The following is a 17,577-nucleotide window of genomic DNA, read 5'->3' as shown; positions in this document are numbered from 1 at the left end:
AGTCGAAAACACGGTGCGATCCCTGGGCGTCGATGACGAGGGTCACCGCGCCCCGTTTGTCAGAAGCTTACGTTGATGCGGGCGTAATAATAGCCGCCATTGATCCCGTACGGGCTGAACGTCAGCGGCGCGTCGAGTTGGTTCCCGCCGCCCACCAGCGTGTTGTTGGTGGTGCCGGGTACCAGCCCCAGCGTCGGCGATTTCTTGTTGAACACGTTGTTCGCACCGACCGACAATTCGAGCGCCTCGGTCGCCTTGAAGTTCAGTTCGACGTCGCCGATGAACGCGGTACCGATCTTCTGCGTGTAGAAGGTCCCGCCGTCGGGGCTGTATTTGGACGAACTCTTTCCGTAGACCGTGCCGCGCAGCGTCATCGAGACTTTCTCGATCGTGTAGAAGGTCGACCCGATCAGCTTCACGCGCGGCGACGCGGTCTCGATATTGGCGCGCGCGCCGTCGTCGAACAGCGAGATGTTACCGAGCGCGGCGGGCGCAGTGGCCAGCTTGGTGATTTTGGTCTTGTTGTAGTTGCCCGACAGCGTCCAGGTCGCCTTCCCATAGTCGCCGAAATCGCTGGCATAGCTCGCGACCAAATCGATACCGCGGGTTCGCGTGTCGGCGCCGTTGGTGAAGATGTTGATGCCGGTCTGGCTGACGGTCGAGTCGAGGACGTTGCCGTTGGCCTGGATCGCGGCGGTGACGATCGGGAAATTGGTCGCGCCGCCGCTGCCGAAGATCGAGCCGGTGCCGAGGATGCGATCCGCGATCTTCACCTGATACGCATCGAGCGTGATCGTCAGCCGCGGGACCGGCCGGATCACCGTGCCGAGGCTGTAGTTGGTCGACTTTTCGGGCTTCAGATTGTCAAAGCCGATCAGCTTGGCGGCCGCGGAATTGGCGGGAAGCTGGACGAACGCCGAGGTCGGCGACACGTTGGTCGCCGAGTAGAACGACTCCGCCAGCGTCGGTGCGCGGAAGCCGGTCGAAAACGTCCCCCGCAGCGCGAACGCATCGGAAAAGTCGTAGCGCGAGGTTCCCTTGTAGATGAACTTGCTGCCGAAATCGGAATAATGCTCGTAGCGGCCGGCGACGTCGACCTTGAGGCCCTCGACCGGCAGCAGCGCGACATCGACATAGGCCGCCTGGGAATTGCGCCGATTCACGCCGGCATCCGAGGCGCGGAAACCGGGATAGGACTGGCCGCCTTCCTTGTAGGTCGATGCGGCGTCGCCCGCGCCGATCTCATAGACATTGCGGCGATATTCGGCCCCGAACGCAAGGTTGATCGGCGCCGCCATGCCCGCCGCGATCTCGTGCGTGAAATCGGCGTTGGCGGTGAATTCGCTCGATTTGAAGAAACCGTCGTAAAAGCTGGTCGGCGTGAAACCGGTATCCGCGTAGAGCGAGGCATTGGCGGAATTGACGGTGTAGATCTTGTTCTTGTCCTGCCCGTAGGTGCCCGACAGGTCGTAATGGAAACCGCTCGCGTCGCCGCGCAGGCCGCCGGTGACCGCCATGTCCTCCTCGCGGATCTTTTCGCGCGGCGAGAAGCCGTTGACCGGGCTGTCGCCTTCGGGATCGAAGTAGGTCGTCACCCCAGCGACCGTGCGAGAGACCCGCGTCGGCACGCGGACATTCTCGTATGCGCTGGCGATGCGCCGCGAATAGGTGCCGAAGCTGTAGAGCTCGACGCCGCCGAGATCATAGCCGGAATTATACTGGAGATTGGTCGACCGCGACTGCGCATCGCCGCTGATCTTGTTGACATAGGGGAAGCCCGACATGCCCGGATACAGGCTTTGCTGAAGCGCGGTGATCGATGGCGTCGTCGTGCTGCTCAGCAGGTTGCCGTTGATGTCGGTGACGCGGCGATCGAGCCCGCCGACCTGCGTGAAGTCGTGATAGCGGTAGAAGCCGGTGACGTTGATGAAGCCCGCCTCGCCGAGCCTGGTCGCGAGGTGCAGCGTGCCGGCATAGGTGCGCCCGCCGGTGTCGTAATTCTCGCCCGCGGTCGCATAACCATCGCCGCCCTCCTTGTCGTCCTTCAGGATGATGTTGATGACGCCGGCGATCGCGTCCGAGCCATATTGCGCCGCCGCGCCATCCTCGAGCACCTCGATGCGCTTGATCGACGAGGGCGAAATCAAGTCGAGATCGGCGGTCGCCGCGCCTTGGTAAGGTCCGCCGAGAACGGCGAGGTTCGAGGTGCCATGACGGCGCTTGCCGTTGATCAGCACCAGCGTGTGGTTGGGACTCAATCCGCGCAGCCGTGCGGACAGCGTCAGGTTGGCGGTGTCGCCGCCGAACGCCTGCGCGGTGAACGACGGCACCAGTTGCGTCAGCACCTGGTTGAGGTTCGGCTGGCCGACATGGCTCATCAGATCGGCGTCGAGCACCTTGATCGGCGCGGCGCTTTCGGCCGCGGTGATCCCGGTGGCGCGCGTGCCGGTGACGATGATGTCGTCGCCCGGCGCACTTGCCTGTGCGGCGGCCTCGATCGCCTGCGCGTGCGCGGCCGCGACTGGCATGCTGGCAAGCGCCGCGACCAGTGCGCCGCGTGAAATGCTGGTGACGGTCTTCATAAGGTAATCCCCCCTTGATGATGATCGCTTCCAGGCATCGCCCCCGTTTCAGTTGATGATCTGCGTCACCTTCACGTGTTTGATCGCTTTCGTTGGCCCTCAGGCGACGTGATCAGGCGGCGCGACGCGGACGCCCGGTCGAGGCCTGTGCCGCGACGCGACGGGCCAGCGCCATCACCTGGCCTTGCGCGGACTGGATGCCGCCTTCCTGCCAGCCCGGCGTCTGACTCAGCGCGGCGGAGGCGAAATACACGCGGCCGTCGGGCTTCTGGAGCAGGCGGTATTCGGGCGTGTCGATATGCCCCTCCTGCCGGCCATTGGCGCTGCCCGCATTCCAGTCGGGCCACGGCCCCAGGCTGTACGGAATCTTGTGCCAGTTCACCGCGAGCCCGTTGACCAGATCGGCGCCGTGGCCCGGATGCAGCCGGTCGACCACGCCGCGCGAGAATTCGATCTGCTCGGCGATCGGCCGCTTCGCAAACGCGGCCGCGTTGGGGCCCGACGAATAGCACCCCAGCAGCATGCCGCGCGCCGAATGCAGCCCGGCGGACGGATACCAGATCAGCGTGGTCGGACCGCCGACGAACGAGATGCCACCATAGATCTGCTCGCGCTCCCAGAACCGCGGGCTTTCGAACGCCACCTTGTTCGAATGGTCGTAGACCACGCCCGCGATCGTCTTCTTCAACGCCGGCGAGAAATCGGTATCGATCGTCGCCAGCACCGGGAACGGGATCGTACAGATGATATAGTCGGCCGTGATCGTCTCGACGACATCGCTCGCCTTGTCGCGGTAGACCACGTCGACGCCGCGGGCGGTATGCCGGATCCGCGTCACCTCGGCGCCACGGATCGCCGGACGGCGCAGGTTGCGATCGAACCCGGCATGGATCCGGTCCATCCCCCCGACAGGCTCGAACATCGTCGCCTGCATGTAGAGATTGTCCTCGAACAGCGTCATCGGCAGCCGTTCGTTGGCGAGCAACTGGTCCATCGGCACCGCACTGCCTGCCGACGCGAAGTTCACCCCTGCCCCCGGCGCCGTCCCGAACCCCGACCGCTCGGTACCGGCGAACGCGTATTTCTCGTCGAGATCGCCATATGCCTTGAGGAAGGGCATGAGTTTCTGCTTGTCGGCCGCGGTCATCGCCTGATCGAGCGAACCCTGGTTGATCGCCTTGGCGAGCAGTTCGGCGATATGCCCGCGCATGTCGTTGATCGCGGTCCGCATCCGGATCTTGCCGCCATTTTCGCCCATCACATAGGCGGAGCGGCTAGAATTGACCTCGACTTCGAGCGGCACGCCGAACTTCTTCGCATAGCCGATCAAGCCCTGGTGAAAGCTTGGAATCCGCGCCGGTCCCGCGTTGAAATATATGCCGTCGGAGAATTTCGCGGTTTGCGTCTGCTCGCCGATCATCTCGATCTTGTCGCCGTCGCGGACCGTCCAGGCGCGCCCCCCGACCCGGTCGCGTGCCTCCAGCAAGGTGACTTGAAAACCGGCCTGTTCCAACTCGTAGGCGGAGGTCAGACCGGCGATCCCGGCGCCGAGTACGACGACGTGGATGCCCTTGCCGAGGGTAGGTGTCAGCGTCGCGATATCCTGGCCGTGCGCTTCGCCGATCAGCCCGCCGGTCAATCCCAGCGCCTGCATCGCGCCGAGCGTCGCGCCCAATCCTCCGATCAGGCCGAATCTTTCCAATGCCGTTCTGCGTGTGATCATCGAGGCCCCCCAAAAACGGCGACCGTCCCGAGGTCGCCGACATCTGAAACGCCGTCGGGTCAAACCCGTCGGCGGCCTTTCGTGATCATCGCTCCCCCAATGAGCCGATGGGGACGCCAATTAAAAGTAGGAGGATCGTTCGCCTCGTTTGCTACCCTAAAATTGCCGTCCGCTTCTCAGCCTGTGGAGTGATTGAACTATGCTTTTAGGGGCAGTGCAACATAATTATAAAATGATAATACACTTTTATAGGCAATATTAATTCATAGCGGTTTGAGGGGGCTTCACAGCATTTGTCGACGGGAGCGCGACTGCCATCGATATGCCGATGCTCATCGGGCGCGCACGGTCACTTTTTCGACGCAGCGTCCTGTCGAAAATCGGCCCGTCGAAAATGGGTTGGGCGATCAGCGCGCGTTCGGCGGCGCAGCCCGCGACCGCTGGACGGGTAGCGGCGGGCGATTGGCGCAGGGCCGATAGCTCGGCGCGCGCCGCAGCAAGATCCGCCTGGAATGCAGGCGACGACGACAGCGCGGTCAACGTCGCGCTGGCCGACAGCCGACCCGCTTCGACGGCGCTGGCGTTATGCGCGCCGCAGACGATCCGGCTCTCCCCAAACGCTCGACCGCGCGCGAGGATTTCGGTCGCGCGGTCGGGTGCGAGTTGCGCGAGCAACGTCGCCCAAGTCCAGCCCGCCGTGGTGTGCCCCGACGGATAGTCGTAGCTGCCCTTCAATTGGGCGACCGGCTGACACACCGGCCCGTTGTCGATCAGATAGGGCCGCTGTCGCTTGTAGAAGGATTTGGCGATGCCGCTGTTGCGCGCTGTGTCGGACCCGGCTTTTTCGGCCAGATGCGCCGTGAGCGGTGCGTTTTTCGGAGTCAGCTCTACCCCCAATGCGCAGCTGAAATCGCGCATCATGTCGTCGGAGCCGAGCTTCACGTCGTTGGTCGCAAGGCGCCAGCGCGGCGTGCCGACGAACGCGCGCGTCTGGCGAAAGATCGCGCGATCGGCCTTCCAGCGCGGATCGTCTTGCCGCGGTGCAGGTGGCAGCACCGCGATGATATCGAACGCGCCTTTCGCCAGGTAGACGAGCGGCTCCTCCCCTTCCGGCCGTTCGACCGTGGTACGGGCGACGGTGGTACCGACGACGATGGTATGGGCCAAGGAAACCGCGGACAGGCCGAGTATCGCCGTTGCAGCAAGAATAGCCGGGCTTATCCGCATGTCCGCGTCTCCGTGGTTGGTCGTCTGGGATTACCCCGCCGATCCACGCGATCGGCGGGGTGCAGGCGGTTAGAAGCCTGCGGTCAGCGTCATCGTGAAGGTCCGGCCCCAGCGTACGATCTGCGGAACCTGATAGCTGTCCGGACCGACGGTTCGGTAATAGCTGATATTGTCGAAGATGTTCGACACCGCGCCGGCGATCTTCAGGTCGTCGTTAAAGCTGTAGCCGACCGTCGTGTCGACGCTGCTGGTCGCGCGTTGCGTGTCGTTGAGCGCCTTGCCGCCGAAATCGCCGAACCGGTACGCGGCGATCAGCGGGCCGTTATAGCGGTACGACACATTCGCGGAGAGACCGCCCTTTTCGTAGAACAGCGACGCATTGTAGAGGCGTTCGGGCGCGCCCTGCATCGGCTGCGTCTTGTCGGTCGACGCGTCGTTCAGATGCGCCCAGGAATGCTGCAACGTCATGTTGCCGGAGATGCCGAACCCGGACTCCCAGCCCGGCAGGTCGACCAGCTGATACCGCGCAGCGATTTCGACGCCGTAGAGGCCCGCCGATCCGCCGTTGACCGGCTTGGATATCGACTGGAGTCCGTCGACCGCGATCTGCGTCGCGCGGAAGCTCGTGCCACGATCGTAGAGATAATCGCTCAACGCCTTGTAGTAGCCGGCGATGGACGCGCTGAAGCCGCGATGCTGGTGCTCGATGCTCGCGTCGAAATTCCAGGATTTGACCGCCTTCAGATCGGGATTGCCTTCGGTGACGCTGATCGTGCCATCCGAGTCGACCGTCGTCTGGCTGCCGCCGGCGAGCTGGAAGAAGGCCGGACGGGTATAGCTGCGCCAGACCGCGCCGCGAATGACGTTTTCCTCGCCCGACCGGTAGTTGGCGTGAATGCTCGGCAGCAGAATATCATAGTGCGTCTTGCTCGACTTGAAGCCTTCCTGGGGGGCCGATCCCGCAGTGCCGTCGGCACTGACGGAATTCCAGAAGACGTTATCGATGTCGGTATGCTCGTAGCGAAGGCCCGGCTGAACCTCGAGGGCATTGGCGACGATCTTGGCGAGCGCGTAGCCCGCGTAGACGTTTTCATGGCCCGACAGCGTGTTCCGATTAAAGTCGTTCGCCGACAGCGTCATCGCGGATGCGGCGTTACGTGCCGCGTTGGTGAGCGCCGCCCCATCGCCGCGGACGAAGGTATAAGGGTAGTATTCCCGATCGATCGACGATTCCTCGCCGCGCGAGAACGGGCTGGCGTTTAGCGCCTGGCCGACGGGGAGGAAGTTCAGATTGCTGTAGTCGCGCGAGAAGGTGTTGCGCGAACTGTGCACGACCTTGGCGCCTGCCGTGAAGGCGTCCAGCCACGACCCGATTTTGTAGGTCGCATCGAACCGCCCGCCGAGCTTGGAGGCCGTGCTGCGCGAGTTGGTGAACTCGCCGCTGTCCTGTTCGACGCCGTACAGCGAGTTGTCGTTGAACCGGGCGAGCTGCGCGGCGCTGAGCAGCGGCAGAGGATAGCCATTGCGGTAGCTGACGGCGAAGGGCCCGTTCAGCTGGTTGCCCTGGAAGGTCTGATAGGTCACCTCGGCATGATCGGGTGCCGCGTCCTTGGCCCAGCTCCAGAAGCCGCTATAGCCGAGCGTCAGGCGACCGGCCTCGGTCGTGCCGCCGATGACACCGGACGCGAGCGTCGACTGCGCCGGCGCGGTCTCGAACCAGGCGTGATATTCGCCGTCGCTCTCGGCGTTCTGATACAGGCCGTCGGGGCGCACGACCGCCGCCGAATAGCCATCGGCCTGGATGCTCTTCTGGTAGATATTCTGTTCGATGTTCGACACCGCATAGGTGCCGCGCGCGTAGAGTTTCGTGCTGCCCAGATGCCAGTCGAACCCGAGCGCACCGCCATAGCGCACCTGATTGCCCTCGCTGAACTGGGCATTGGTGCTGGTCAGCAGCAGATTGTCCTTCTTGGCGAACCCGTCGGGATTGCTGCCCTGCTCGCCCTGCGATACCGCGAACTCCCACTGGCCCGCCTGGAAGTCGACCATCGTCGAGGCGAAGTTGCGCTTCCCGTAATAGCCCGATGCGTAAACGCCGAACTGCTCGCTGTCGCCGAATCGATGCGACACTTCGGCTTGCGCCATCCCGGTACCGGCAGGGGTATGATAGTCGAGCGCGTACTGGCTCAGGCCGCCTTGCACATAGAGCCCGACATGCGTCTTCTTGTCGAAGTCAAAGGCGGATGGCGTGCGGAAGTCGATCGTGCCGCCGATCGCATCGCCGTCCATGTCGGCGGTCGACGTCTTGTTGACCACGACCGCGGCGATGCCGACCGGGGGGAGAAGATCGAGCTGGATCTGACGCGAATACGGCATGCCCTGTGCCGCGTTCGCGCCGTTGACGAGATTGACGTTGTACGAACCGCTGAGCCCGCGAAGATAGACGAAGCTCGCCCCACCACGCGCCGCGCCGTCGAGACCGCCGTGATTGCCCGACGACGGCGTACCGAAGAAGTCGGTCGGCGCGACCGAAATGCCCGGCAGCCGTGCCATCGCATCGACCACGCTGATGTTGGGCTGGCGTTGCAGGTCGGCGCTCGAGAGGACGCTGGTCGTGCCGGTCGCCTCGATCTCCGCCTTCTTCGAGGCATGACCGGTGACGACGATATCGTTGCCCTGGGCATTCTTGACGTCGTCGGACTGGCCGACGACGACCGCCTGCGCCTGTGCTTGCACCGGGGGGGCTCCGGCGTCTTTCGCATACACTGCGGACGGTGCTGAAAGCGCGGCGACCGCAAGCGCGACACGCGCGGCACCGGCATGCAACTGCGTCCGGCCGGGCACCGGGCGCACGGCCTCGGCAGAACGATGAATTCTGATCATGGAACACCTGAATGCTGGAATATCGGGGAGGATCGTGCGCGCTGCGCCGCCCCTAGTGAGCACTCATGACGGACGTGTGACGCATCGTATAACTTATGTCCGGATTAGATGGATCGATGTCTGAGCGTGTCAAACAGCTTCGGCACGAGGTCGGACGACGGCTGTCACAAGACCTACACGAACGCCGACTACCGGGGCGGACCCTGACAGATCCTCCCGTCATGCAGAGCGAAGCCCTCCGATGAAGCGTCATTCCCTGAAAATCCTGGCCGCGATCGCGATGACGCAGGCACTCCCGGCGGTCGCCCAGGACCTGCGGGTGATGACGTTCAACGTCCGCTATCCGAACCCGGACGATGGCGCGAACGTGTGGGCCGATCGCCGCGCCGTGTTCGTGAAGACCGTACGCGAGGCCAATCCCGACGTGCTCGGGACGCAGGAGCTTTTCCAGTTGCAAGGACAGGACATCATTCGCGCGCTGCCGAACTACCGCTGGTTCGGACGGGACCGTTTCGGCGGGCACGCGACCGAGCATATGGGGATCTTCTACCGTACCGATCACCTCCGCCTCGTCGGTCAGGGAGATTTCTGGCTGTCCGAAACCCCGGACACGCCGGGCAGCATGGCGTGGGGCGCGACGCTGCCCCGGATGGTCAATTGGGGCATCTTCGAAACGCGCGGCAGGACCCCGTACCGGTTCCTGATGATCGACACGCATTTCGCGAACCGGGACACCGAAGACGAAGAAGCGCGCCGTCGGTCCGCCGCCCTGATCGCGGCCAGGCTACCGGCGCTCGCCCACGGCCTGCCGATCGTGCTTACCGGGGATTTCAACGCCACGCCCGACAGCGACGCGCATCGCCGGCTGGCCGGTGTCCTCACCGACGTCTGGGCGACCGCGCCGAAGAAAACCGGTCCGCACGGCACGTTTCACGACTTCACCGGCAAGCCCCACGCGATGATCGACTATATCATGGTGCGCGGGTTCATGCCGCTGAACGCCGCGGTGCTGACCGATCACGACGGCGCCCGCTATCCGTCCGACCATTTTCCGATCCTTGCCGTCCTCCGCCGCAGGCACTGATGCCACCGCGGCGAGGCGGAGCGACATCCTGGGCGGCTCGCCGAACACGCGCTTGATGACCATGATCGACTCCTTCGCAGTCGCTGAACGCCGAGGACGACGCCGGTGAGGCTGAACAGGAAGCCGAGCAGCAACGGGATCAGCACGACGATCCGACGCAGCAGCGGGTGCGTGGCGAGGCCGGGCACGTTGAAAGTGTGGAGCGCGTAATAGATCCAGGCGTAGCGCGCGCGGCTGTCGTCCATCACCGTCAGCAATCGACCGTCGGCTCCGTCCGCGTAGACATCGGGAAGCGCCTTGCCCCTGAGCGTCACGCGCATGGCGGTCGCGGGCCAGCCTTCCGCCAGGGCATAGGTCGCAGTCGGATCGATCGGGGCGACGCTGAAACCCGACGCGTCGGGAAATGCGACGAGCACCGCCTTGCCGATCCTGTCTTGAAGCGTCGCGGGCGCTATCCGCGTATAGTCGCCATCATAGGTCAGTGCCGTGCCGTCGGGTTGCCAGGCGACCGAGAGGCTCCGGCCGCCGACGACCGTGAAGTCCAGCTGCCTGGTGTCCGCAGGAATGGCCGCCGGCAGGTCCTTCGGCAGCGCGCTCGCCAAGGGGGCTCCCGCATAGCGCGCGGCCTGTTCGGCGGTCGGCTGCCCGCGCGAGAACAGGCGGCCGTGGTCCATCGACAGCCAGCCGCTGAGCGTCCAGCTCAGCACGAAGACGCTCGCGAACAGGCCGAGCAGATGGTGCCACCGCATCCAGCGCTGGCGGTACGGGGTGAACGACGGCGTGCGCAGACGGCGTGCCGCCAGCATGCGGATGATGCCGAGGATCGTGCCGGCGACCGCCACCAGCAGCGCGACGAACGACAGGATCCAGACCGTCCGGTCCCACGCGGTGAAGCTCGACCGTAGCGGCGTGAAATACGCCCAGTGCAGCACCGCACCGACCCAGTTCCAGCCGCGATCCGCGGCAGTGGTGCGCTGGACCAGTTCGCCCGTCTTCGCCGAGCGATAAAGGCTCGTTCCATGTCGGTCGGCGAGGTCGATCCGGTAAAACGGGCGGAGCGGATCGAAGCGGTTGTGGACGACCCACTGGTCGTAGGTGATCGCCACCGGGGGCGTCGTGCCGGGCGATGAACGTCGGTCCGCGGCGATGTCCTCCGGGGTGAGATCGCCCAGCCTCTCACCCGATCGCGCATCGATCGCGATCGTCCCGTCCGGCGTGGTGGCGATATACGCGGGCGCCCCGCCCCGCTGGACGAGGCGCAACGCGGTCGGCTGGCCAGCGGCGATCGCTGCGCCACGCGGCGAGATCGCCACCGCGCCCAATTCGATCGGCGCTTCCAGTCGCACCTGGTCGGCGTGCGACAGCGACGGGAACGGCTTGAACAGCAACACCGCCCCGCTCGCGAACCAGAGCGCGAAGATCAGGCAGGTCGCGACGCCGAGCCAGCGGTGGAACCAAACGAGCGTCTTGATGGCCTGACGTCGCCGCGCGCTCGCCCTAGAATCTAGCAAGGACGCTGACCTCTAACCGGCGCGGTTCGCCCAGCATGACCTGCGCGGGGTAATAGATGTCTGCCCACTGCACGAACGTCTTGTTCCAGACATTGTTGATCCGCCCTGTCAGCGACCAGCGCGGCGTCAGCACATAGGTCGCGTAGACGATCCCCGTCGCATAGGGTTTGAGCACGAGGTCGTTGGCGGTGTTGCCGTAGCGCTTGCCGATATATTTGACGCCGCCGCCCGCTTCCAGCGGCAGTCCGCCGATATGCTGCACCGTCGTCCAGATATTGCCGACCCAGGCCGGGACGTTGGGCGGCGTGTTGCCCGACGCGGCGATCCCGTAGTTCGGGTCGACGAAATTGGCGTATTTGGCGTCGACATAGGTCCCGCTGGCGATCACCGCCCACGCCGGAGTCACGCGCAGTTCGCCCGACGCTTCGATCCCGCGCGACCTTTGGCTGCCGATATTGCTGACGGTATCGACCGCGACCTGCGTCAGGATGTTGTCGCGCCTGATGTCGTAGGCCGCGAGCGTCAGCGTTCCGCGGCCGTGCAGCAGATCGGCTTTCAGCCCGCCCTCGACCTGCCGCGACGTGCTCAGGCCGAAATTCTGGTTGGCGTTGACGAGGAAGATGTTCGCGCCGACCGGATCCTTGCCGGTGCTGTACGACGCGTAGGCGGTGACGTTTGGCGAGACGTCGTACACCAGCCCCGCGCGCCAGTTGAACAGCCGGTAGGTGCGGTCGAAACTCGAACCGGCGTTGAAGCTGTCATCGACGTTGAAATTCTCGCGCGTCAGATACAGCCGCTCGGCGCGCAGGCCCGTGACCAGCTTGAGCGAGGGCGTGAGCGCGAGCGCATCTTCGCCGAACAGCGCGATCTGGTCCCAGCGGGTCGGCGACACGCGCTTGTCGATCGCCCCGAAAAGACCCGGGCTCGGGGTCAGCGGATCGACGCTGTCGCCATCGGGAAAACCACGGCTGCGGACGAAATCGAGATGGCTGTAGTCGATGCCGACGACCAGCGTGTTGTCGAGGCCGAACGGTTTGTCCTTGTGCGTCAGGCTGAACTGATCGCCGAACAGATCCTGGTTGTGGAACACGAAGAAGCGATCGCGGTCGATCAACTTGGTGGCCGCGTTGAAGACATAGTTCTCGGCATTGATCCATTGCCGCTCGGCATGGAAATAATAGGCGGTGTTCGACAGCGTGAGGTGCTCGGAGGGGGACCAGTTGACGACGAGCCGCGGCCAGACCTGCCAGCTTTTGGCGCGGTTGTCCGCCACGTTGTAGTTGGTGAAGCGCGTGCGGCGATCGACGACATAGCCGTTGCCGGTCGACAGGATCCCGCCGATCGGATCGGCGGCGAACGAGGCAGGCACCAGCGGCGTGCCGAAGTAGGTGGACAGATTGTCCTTGAGATAATCGACGCTGAACGCGATCGACAGCGTGTCCCGCGGCTTGAACAGCACCGCGCCGGTGGCGTTGAACGAGGTGGAACCGGCGCGATCGACGAAGCCGTCGGTGCGATGATAGCTGACGTCGGCGCGGGCGGCGAGCGTGTCGCCGATGCGGTGATTGCCGCCCAGCCCGACGCTGGCCGTGTCGAACGACGCATAGGAGGCGAGCGCCTGGAGGCTGTCAGCGGTGAAGTCCGGGCTCTTGTTGACGATGTTGACCGCGCCGCCGATCGCGCCCTGCCCGTACAGCACCGACGCCGGCCCCTTGAGCACGTCGATGCTGGCGATGTTGAAGGTGTTGCCGGGGCGGTTGATCATGTTCGCCGGCCCGAGATACAGCCCGTTGTGCAGAACCGTGATCTGCTCGCCGGTGAAGCCGCGCATCGAGAACAGCGAGGGGTCGCCCGGCGAGCCGCCCGAGGTGACGCCCGGCAGGCTGACCGCCGCCTCCTCGACCGTGCGGAACCCGCGCGTGAGGATCTCGTCGGCGCCGATCCGGTCGATCGTGGCGGGCGTCTCGCGGATCGACAGGCCGAGGCGGCTCGCGGTCGGCGTCGCGACGTCGAGCTGGCGCAGCCGCCAGCCGGTCACGGTGATCTCCTCGCCCGCGGCCGGTACGGACAGCGGCGCGGTCGGCGTGTGGTCCTCGGCGTTCGCCGCCGTCGAGGCGCCGCACAAGGCGGTCGCCGCGGCGGCACCGCGTACCCATGAATTTATGATCGTCGTGCGCACCGATATCCCCCGTTTTTAATATTATCGCCCCGCCCCTGCGGTCGTCTCGTGGTCGTCAGCCTCTGTCCGGGATCAGTCCACCGTCTGCCCCTAGGGTCATCGCGTCCTGTCCGACCAGACCGAAATGCTCGAGCCCCAGCGTCATCAGCGTCAGCGTGCCGCGCAGATCGGCTTCGTCGAGGTCGCGGGTGATGAACACGATCCGGCTGCGGCGATCCTCGCTCGGCCACGCGTCGAGCCGAACCGGGGGGTGGAAGATGTGCTGGACACCGTGGATCACCATCGGTCGATCGACGCCCTCGACGTTGACGATCCCCTTCACGCGCAGGATGTCGGCGCCCTTGAACATCGTCAGGATGCCCAGCCAGCGCTCGAACGCCAAGGCTGGAATGGGGTCGTCGAAGGTCAGGCAGACCGAGCGGATCCGGTCGCCGTGGCGATCGACGTCATGATGATGGTGATCGTGATGATGGTCGTGCGCGTGATGGTGATCGGGGGGATTGGTATAGGCTTCGGCGTTCAGCCAGCGGCGGACGTCGTGGCTCTTGGTCGTAGGATCGTAGAGCCCGGCCTCGAACAGCAGGTCCGGATCGACCGCGCCATCGATCGCCACCGTGATCGGCGCCGCGGGGTTGAGCGCATGCAGCCGCGCTTCCAGCGCAGCCCGCGCGTCCGCGTCGACGAGATCGGTCTTGGTGAGCAGCAACCGATCGGCGACCGCGGCCTGTTTGATCGATTCCTCCTGCGCATCGAGCGTCGCCATCCCGGTCGCGGCGTCGACGGTGGTGATGACCCCGTCGAGCCGGTACAGTGTCTGCAGGCGCTCGTCGGTCATCAGCGTGTGCAGGATCGGCGCCGGGTCGGCGAGACCGGTCGTCTCGATCACCACCCGGTCGAACCAGCACTTGCCGTCGCGCGCGAACCGCCACGGCGCCTCGCGCAGCGTCCGCAACAGGTCGCCGCGGATGGTGCAGCACAGGCAGCCGCCCATCATCTCGACGACCATGTCGTCCTGGCTGCGGACGATCAGGTCATGGTCGAGCCCGATCGAGCCGAATTCGTTGATGATGACGAGCGCGCGCGCCATCCGCGGATCGCGCACCAGCCGATTGAGCACGGTCGTCTTGCCGCTGCCGAGAAAGCCGGTGAGGACCGAGACCGGGATCAGCGCACCGGGTCCGGTGACCAGGCCGGTCATGCCGCGCCTTCCAGAGCGGGACGACTGGCCTTGCGGGCGATCCAGGCACCGCGGGCGAGCAGCACCGCGACGATGGTGGCCGCGCCGACGCCGATCGCGGTGAAGGTCCGGTCGTCGAGGTCGAGCGCAAAGCCTGCGGCCTCCGACGCCGCGAACAGCGCCATGCCGTAGGACAAGCCGACGATCAGCCAGCCGACCCCGCGCCGATATCGCATGACCGATGCGCCTGCACCGCGCCCCGCCCGCTGGCTCGAGCGCAGCAATCGGCTGACGATCTGACTGTCCAGCGTATCGGCGAGCACCATGCCGATCGTGAAGGCCAGCGCGATACCGGCGGCGGCGGCGGGCCCGCCCCGCGTCGTTGCTGCCGCGCCCCAGGCGGCGGCCTGGGTCGCGGTGTCGAACACCAGCCCGAACACGACGCCGATCGCGACGACCGCCGCCGGGTGCGTGCTCGACCGCAGCGACCGCGGCACCAGCCCCGCACGCCACCCGACCGGCGCGTAGGCGCGGTGTCGCAGCAGCGCGACGAGATTGAGCGTGCCGACGAGGATCAGCAACGCGATCACCATCGTATCGACCAGCGTCGCGGTCCAGCGCGGCACGACGATCCAGTGCGCGAACAGCGACACGCCGATCGCCACGACCGCCACCGCGAGGCTGTGACCCAGCGCGAACAGCGTGCCGGTCCAGGGCGATAATCGAGGCCGCTCCTCGACCATGCGGAAGACGATATTGTCGATCACCGCGACGTGATCGGGATCGAGCCCATGCCGCAGGCCGAGCACGAACATCAGGCCCAGCGTGGGCAGTGCGAACGAGGGATCTGTCATGCCATGTCTTCCGAGATAGTGTCGGGGTCTTCCGAGATAGGGTCGGGTGCCAGTTCCGAGGCGACGATGCCGCGCGCGGCCAGCTTGGCGAGGCGGCGGGGCAGCTCCGCCTGGATCCCCAGCAGGGTCGGCCGCGCCGCCTTGCGCCAGCCGCGGCACTCGACCTGTGTTCGCCCGCAGGCGACGCACCAGCCGGTCCGGCCATCGAAGCGGCAGATGTCGACGCACGGGCTCCTCATGCGCGCGCGGCCATGTCGAGGATGCCGATCCGGCCGTCCTCGCCGGCCCAGCCGAGCCGGGTGCCGGCGTCGTTCCAGCTCAGCGCGGTAATGGCGGCGCCCTCTTCATCGACCAGCAGCGGACGATCGTCATCGGCCTGCGTGAGGACGACGACGCCATCGTCAAAGCCGACCGCCAGCAGGTCGCTACGGGGATGGAAGGCGACGCGCGTGACGATCGCGCCCCGCCGCTCGGCCAGCAGCAACGGCGGCTTGTCCATCGGGCCGCTCTTGCCGTCGAACGACCATAGGACGGCGCACGCATCGCCACTGGTCGCCAGCCATCTGCCGCGGCGATCCCACGAGAAGCTGCGCGTCTTGGCGACGTAGCCCGACATCCGCATGTCGCGCAGATCGGGAAGCCGCCAGCCGTGCAGTCCGGTCTCCTGCAACGCGGTGACGACATAGCGGCCGTCCGTGCTCATCGTGCAGGCGAGGTGCGAGCCGATCCAATCGAGCGCGACGCGGCCGCTGCCGGCGGTCGCGGCATAGACCAGGCTCACGCCGCCATAATGCGCGACAGCCAGCCGCTTGCCTTTACCTTCGAGTGCGAGGCCGCCGATCGTCGAACCGATCGCATAGCGGTGCGAGGGTTCGGTGGCACCGGGCGTCCAGACGACCGCTTCGCGACCGACGCCGGCGACGATCAGGCCCGAGGCGGGACTCGCCACCAGATGCTCGACCCAGCGTCGGTCGAAGCGGCCCAACTCCAGAACATCGCCATCCGCCACCACCCGGCATACTCGGCCATCGTCGCCGCCGGTGACGATCGAGCGTCCATCGGGATGACGGCACGCCGCCAGGATCGCGCCGCCGTGCACCGGATGCGTGGCGACCTCGCCCGCGTCGGTCATGTGCCGCACGCTGCCGTCGCCGAGCGTCAGCAACGCGTCGTCCCCGAGCCACAGGAGCGCGGTCGGCTCCGCGCCAACCTCGACACGGCGGCCGTGGCTTTGCACCAGCGTTTCACGCATCGCGTCGATCATCGGTTGGCAGGAACCGCGCAGGCCTCGAACCCGGCGCGCAAGGCGACTGGATCGAGGTTGCGGCCGATGAACACCATCCGGCTGGTGCGGACCTCGTCCGGCTTCCAGTCGCGCTGATGATTGCCGTCGAGCAGCATGTGGACGCCCTGCACGACATAGCGCTGGTCCTCGTCGGGGAACGACAGCACGCCCTTCAGCCGCAGGATGTCCTGTCCCTGGACCGCGGTCAGGTTGCGCAACCACGGCATGAACAGCTCGGGCCGGATCGCCGTCGCCGAACGCAGCGATACCGAGGTGATCGAATCGTCATGCTCGTGATCGTCCTCCGACAGGAAGTCGGGTTCGATCTCGAGGATGCGGTCGAGGTCGAACGCGCCGCGCTCCAGCACCTCCTCGAGCGGTACGACGCAGTTCTGCGTCTCGTGCAACCGCGCCTGGCCGTTGATCGTGCGGACGCGCTGGCGCACCACCTCCAGCTCCTGCGCGGTCACCAGATCGGTCTTGTTGAGCAGGATCACGTCGGCAAACGCGATCTGCTCCTCGGCCTCATGGCTGTCCTCCAGCCGGGCGAGGACATGGCGCGCATCGACCACGGTCACGATCGCGTCGAGGCTCGCCCGGGCGCGCACGTCGTCGTCCATGAAGAAGGTCTGCGCGACGGGGGCGGGATCGGCGAGGCCGGTGGTCTCGATGATGATCGCGTCGAAGCCGTCCTTGCGCTTCATCAGCCCCTCGATGATGCGGATCAGGTCGCCGCGGACGGTGCAGCAGATGCACCCGTTGTTCATCTCGAACACCTCTTCGTCGGCATCGACGATCAGGTCGTTGTCGATGCCGATCTCGCCGAATTCGTTGACGATGACCGCATATTTGCGGCCATGATTTTCGCTGAGGATGCGGTTCAGGAGCGTCGTCTTGCCCGCGCCCAGATAGCCGGTGAGAACGGTGACGGGGATGGTCGATGACGGCACGAAACACCTCGCAATGAGATAATATATCACTACCCGATAGGTGATATCGGATTTCGCCGCAACCTCCACCTGACCGTCTTTTTCGTGTGGTCGACGGACGGCAGGCAAGAAGGGGTTTTCGT

Annotated in this window: 12 protein-coding genes; 1 reads left to right on the top strand and 11 read right to left on the bottom strand. The window is 65.5% G+C overall.

The window, feature by feature from the left end; all coding sequences use genetic code 11:
- Positions 1-59: 59 nt before the first annotated feature.
- The 4 genes from ACLBWL_RS10560 to ACLBWL_RS10545 all read right to left on the bottom strand — a co-directional run bounded on the left by ACLBWL_RS10560 (position 60) and on the right by ACLBWL_RS10545 (position 8,415).
- On the bottom strand, positions 60-2,582 hold the full coding sequence (locus ACLBWL_RS10560; protein ID WP_447792780.1) for a TonB-dependent receptor plug domain-containing protein: 2,523 nt from the start codon (positions 2,580-2,582) through the stop codon (positions 60-62).
- 112 nt (positions 2,583-2,694) lie between these two features.
- Positions 2,695-4,305: a flavin monoamine oxidase family protein gene (locus ACLBWL_RS10555; protein WP_447792779.1), complete on the bottom strand. Its 1,611-nt coding sequence runs from the start codon at positions 4,303-4,305 to the stop codon at positions 2,695-2,697.
- A 258-nt stretch (positions 4,306-4,563) separates the two neighbouring features.
- Positions 4,564-5,472: an acid phosphatase gene (locus ACLBWL_RS10550; protein ID WP_447792777.1), complete on the bottom strand. Its 909-nt coding sequence runs from the start codon at positions 5,470-5,472 to the stop codon at positions 4,564-4,566.
- 129 nt (positions 5,473-5,601) lie between these two features.
- Entirely contained in the window at positions 5,602-8,415 is a 2,814-nt protein-coding gene (locus tag ACLBWL_RS10545) for a TonB-dependent receptor (RefSeq protein ID WP_447792775.1), read from the bottom strand.
- A 241-nt stretch (positions 8,416-8,656) separates the two neighbouring features.
- Here ACLBWL_RS10545 and ACLBWL_RS10540 point away from each other — a divergent pair, with 241 nt between their 5' ends.
- Positions 8,657-9,499, top strand: a complete 843-nt coding sequence (locus ACLBWL_RS10540; protein ID WP_447792773.1) for an endonuclease/exonuclease/phosphatase family protein — start codon at positions 8,657-8,659, stop codon at positions 9,497-9,499.
- Here the strand turns inward: ACLBWL_RS10540 and ACLBWL_RS10535 are convergent.
- From ACLBWL_RS10535 to ACLBWL_RS10505, 7 genes are read right to left on the bottom strand one after another with little or no spacing between them, the layout of a single operon-like run.
- Positions 9,448-11,010 carry a PepSY domain-containing protein gene (locus ACLBWL_RS10535; protein WP_447792771.1) on the bottom strand — a complete coding sequence of 521 codons (1,563 nt, stop codon included), beginning with the start codon at positions 11,008-11,010 and terminating at the stop codon, positions 9,448-9,450. The two genes, ACLBWL_RS10540 and ACLBWL_RS10535, sit on opposite strands and share 52 nt — an antisense overlap.
- Positions 10,997-13,189 carry a TonB-dependent receptor gene (locus ACLBWL_RS10530; protein WP_447792769.1) on the bottom strand — a complete coding sequence of 731 codons (2,193 nt, stop codon included), beginning with the start codon at positions 13,187-13,189 and terminating at the stop codon, positions 10,997-10,999. The genes ACLBWL_RS10535 and ACLBWL_RS10530 overlap by 14 nt, the downstream gene beginning before the upstream one ends.
- Positions 13,190-13,244: 55 nt before the next feature.
- Positions 13,245-14,387 (bottom strand): CobW family GTP-binding protein, encoded by a 1,143-nt coding sequence (locus ACLBWL_RS10525; protein ID WP_447792767.1) that lies wholly within the window; start codon positions 14,385-14,387, stop codon positions 13,245-13,247.
- Positions 14,384-15,220, bottom strand: a complete 837-nt coding sequence (locus ACLBWL_RS10520; protein ID WP_447792765.1) for a HoxN/HupN/NixA family nickel/cobalt transporter — start codon at positions 15,218-15,220, stop codon at positions 14,384-14,386. Before ACLBWL_RS10520 ends, ACLBWL_RS10525 begins: the two co-directional genes overlap by 4 nt.
- A complete protein-coding gene (locus ACLBWL_RS10515) occupies positions 15,217-15,459 on the bottom strand; it encodes a DUF1289 domain-containing protein (RefSeq protein ID WP_447792763.1) in 243 nt (80 codons plus the stop codon). Before ACLBWL_RS10515 ends, ACLBWL_RS10520 begins: the two co-directional genes overlap by 4 nt.
- Complete coding sequence (locus ACLBWL_RS10510; protein ID WP_447792761.1) at positions 15,456-16,484, bottom strand: WD40 repeat domain-containing protein; 1,029 nt, start codon at positions 16,482-16,484, stop codon at positions 15,456-15,458. The genes ACLBWL_RS10515 and ACLBWL_RS10510 overlap by 4 nt, the downstream gene beginning before the upstream one ends.
- A complete protein-coding gene (locus ACLBWL_RS10505) occupies positions 16,481-17,455 on the bottom strand; it encodes a CobW family GTP-binding protein (RefSeq protein WP_447792760.1) in 975 nt (324 codons plus the stop codon). Before ACLBWL_RS10505 ends, ACLBWL_RS10510 begins: the two co-directional genes overlap by 4 nt.
- Between the last annotated feature and the right edge of the window lie 122 nt (positions 17,456-17,577).

The organism is Sphingomonas sp. M1A8_2b, assembly GCF_053345535.1.
Note: the sequence above shows the minus strand (reverse complement) of the source record. Positions and strands in the feature narration are given on the sequence as shown.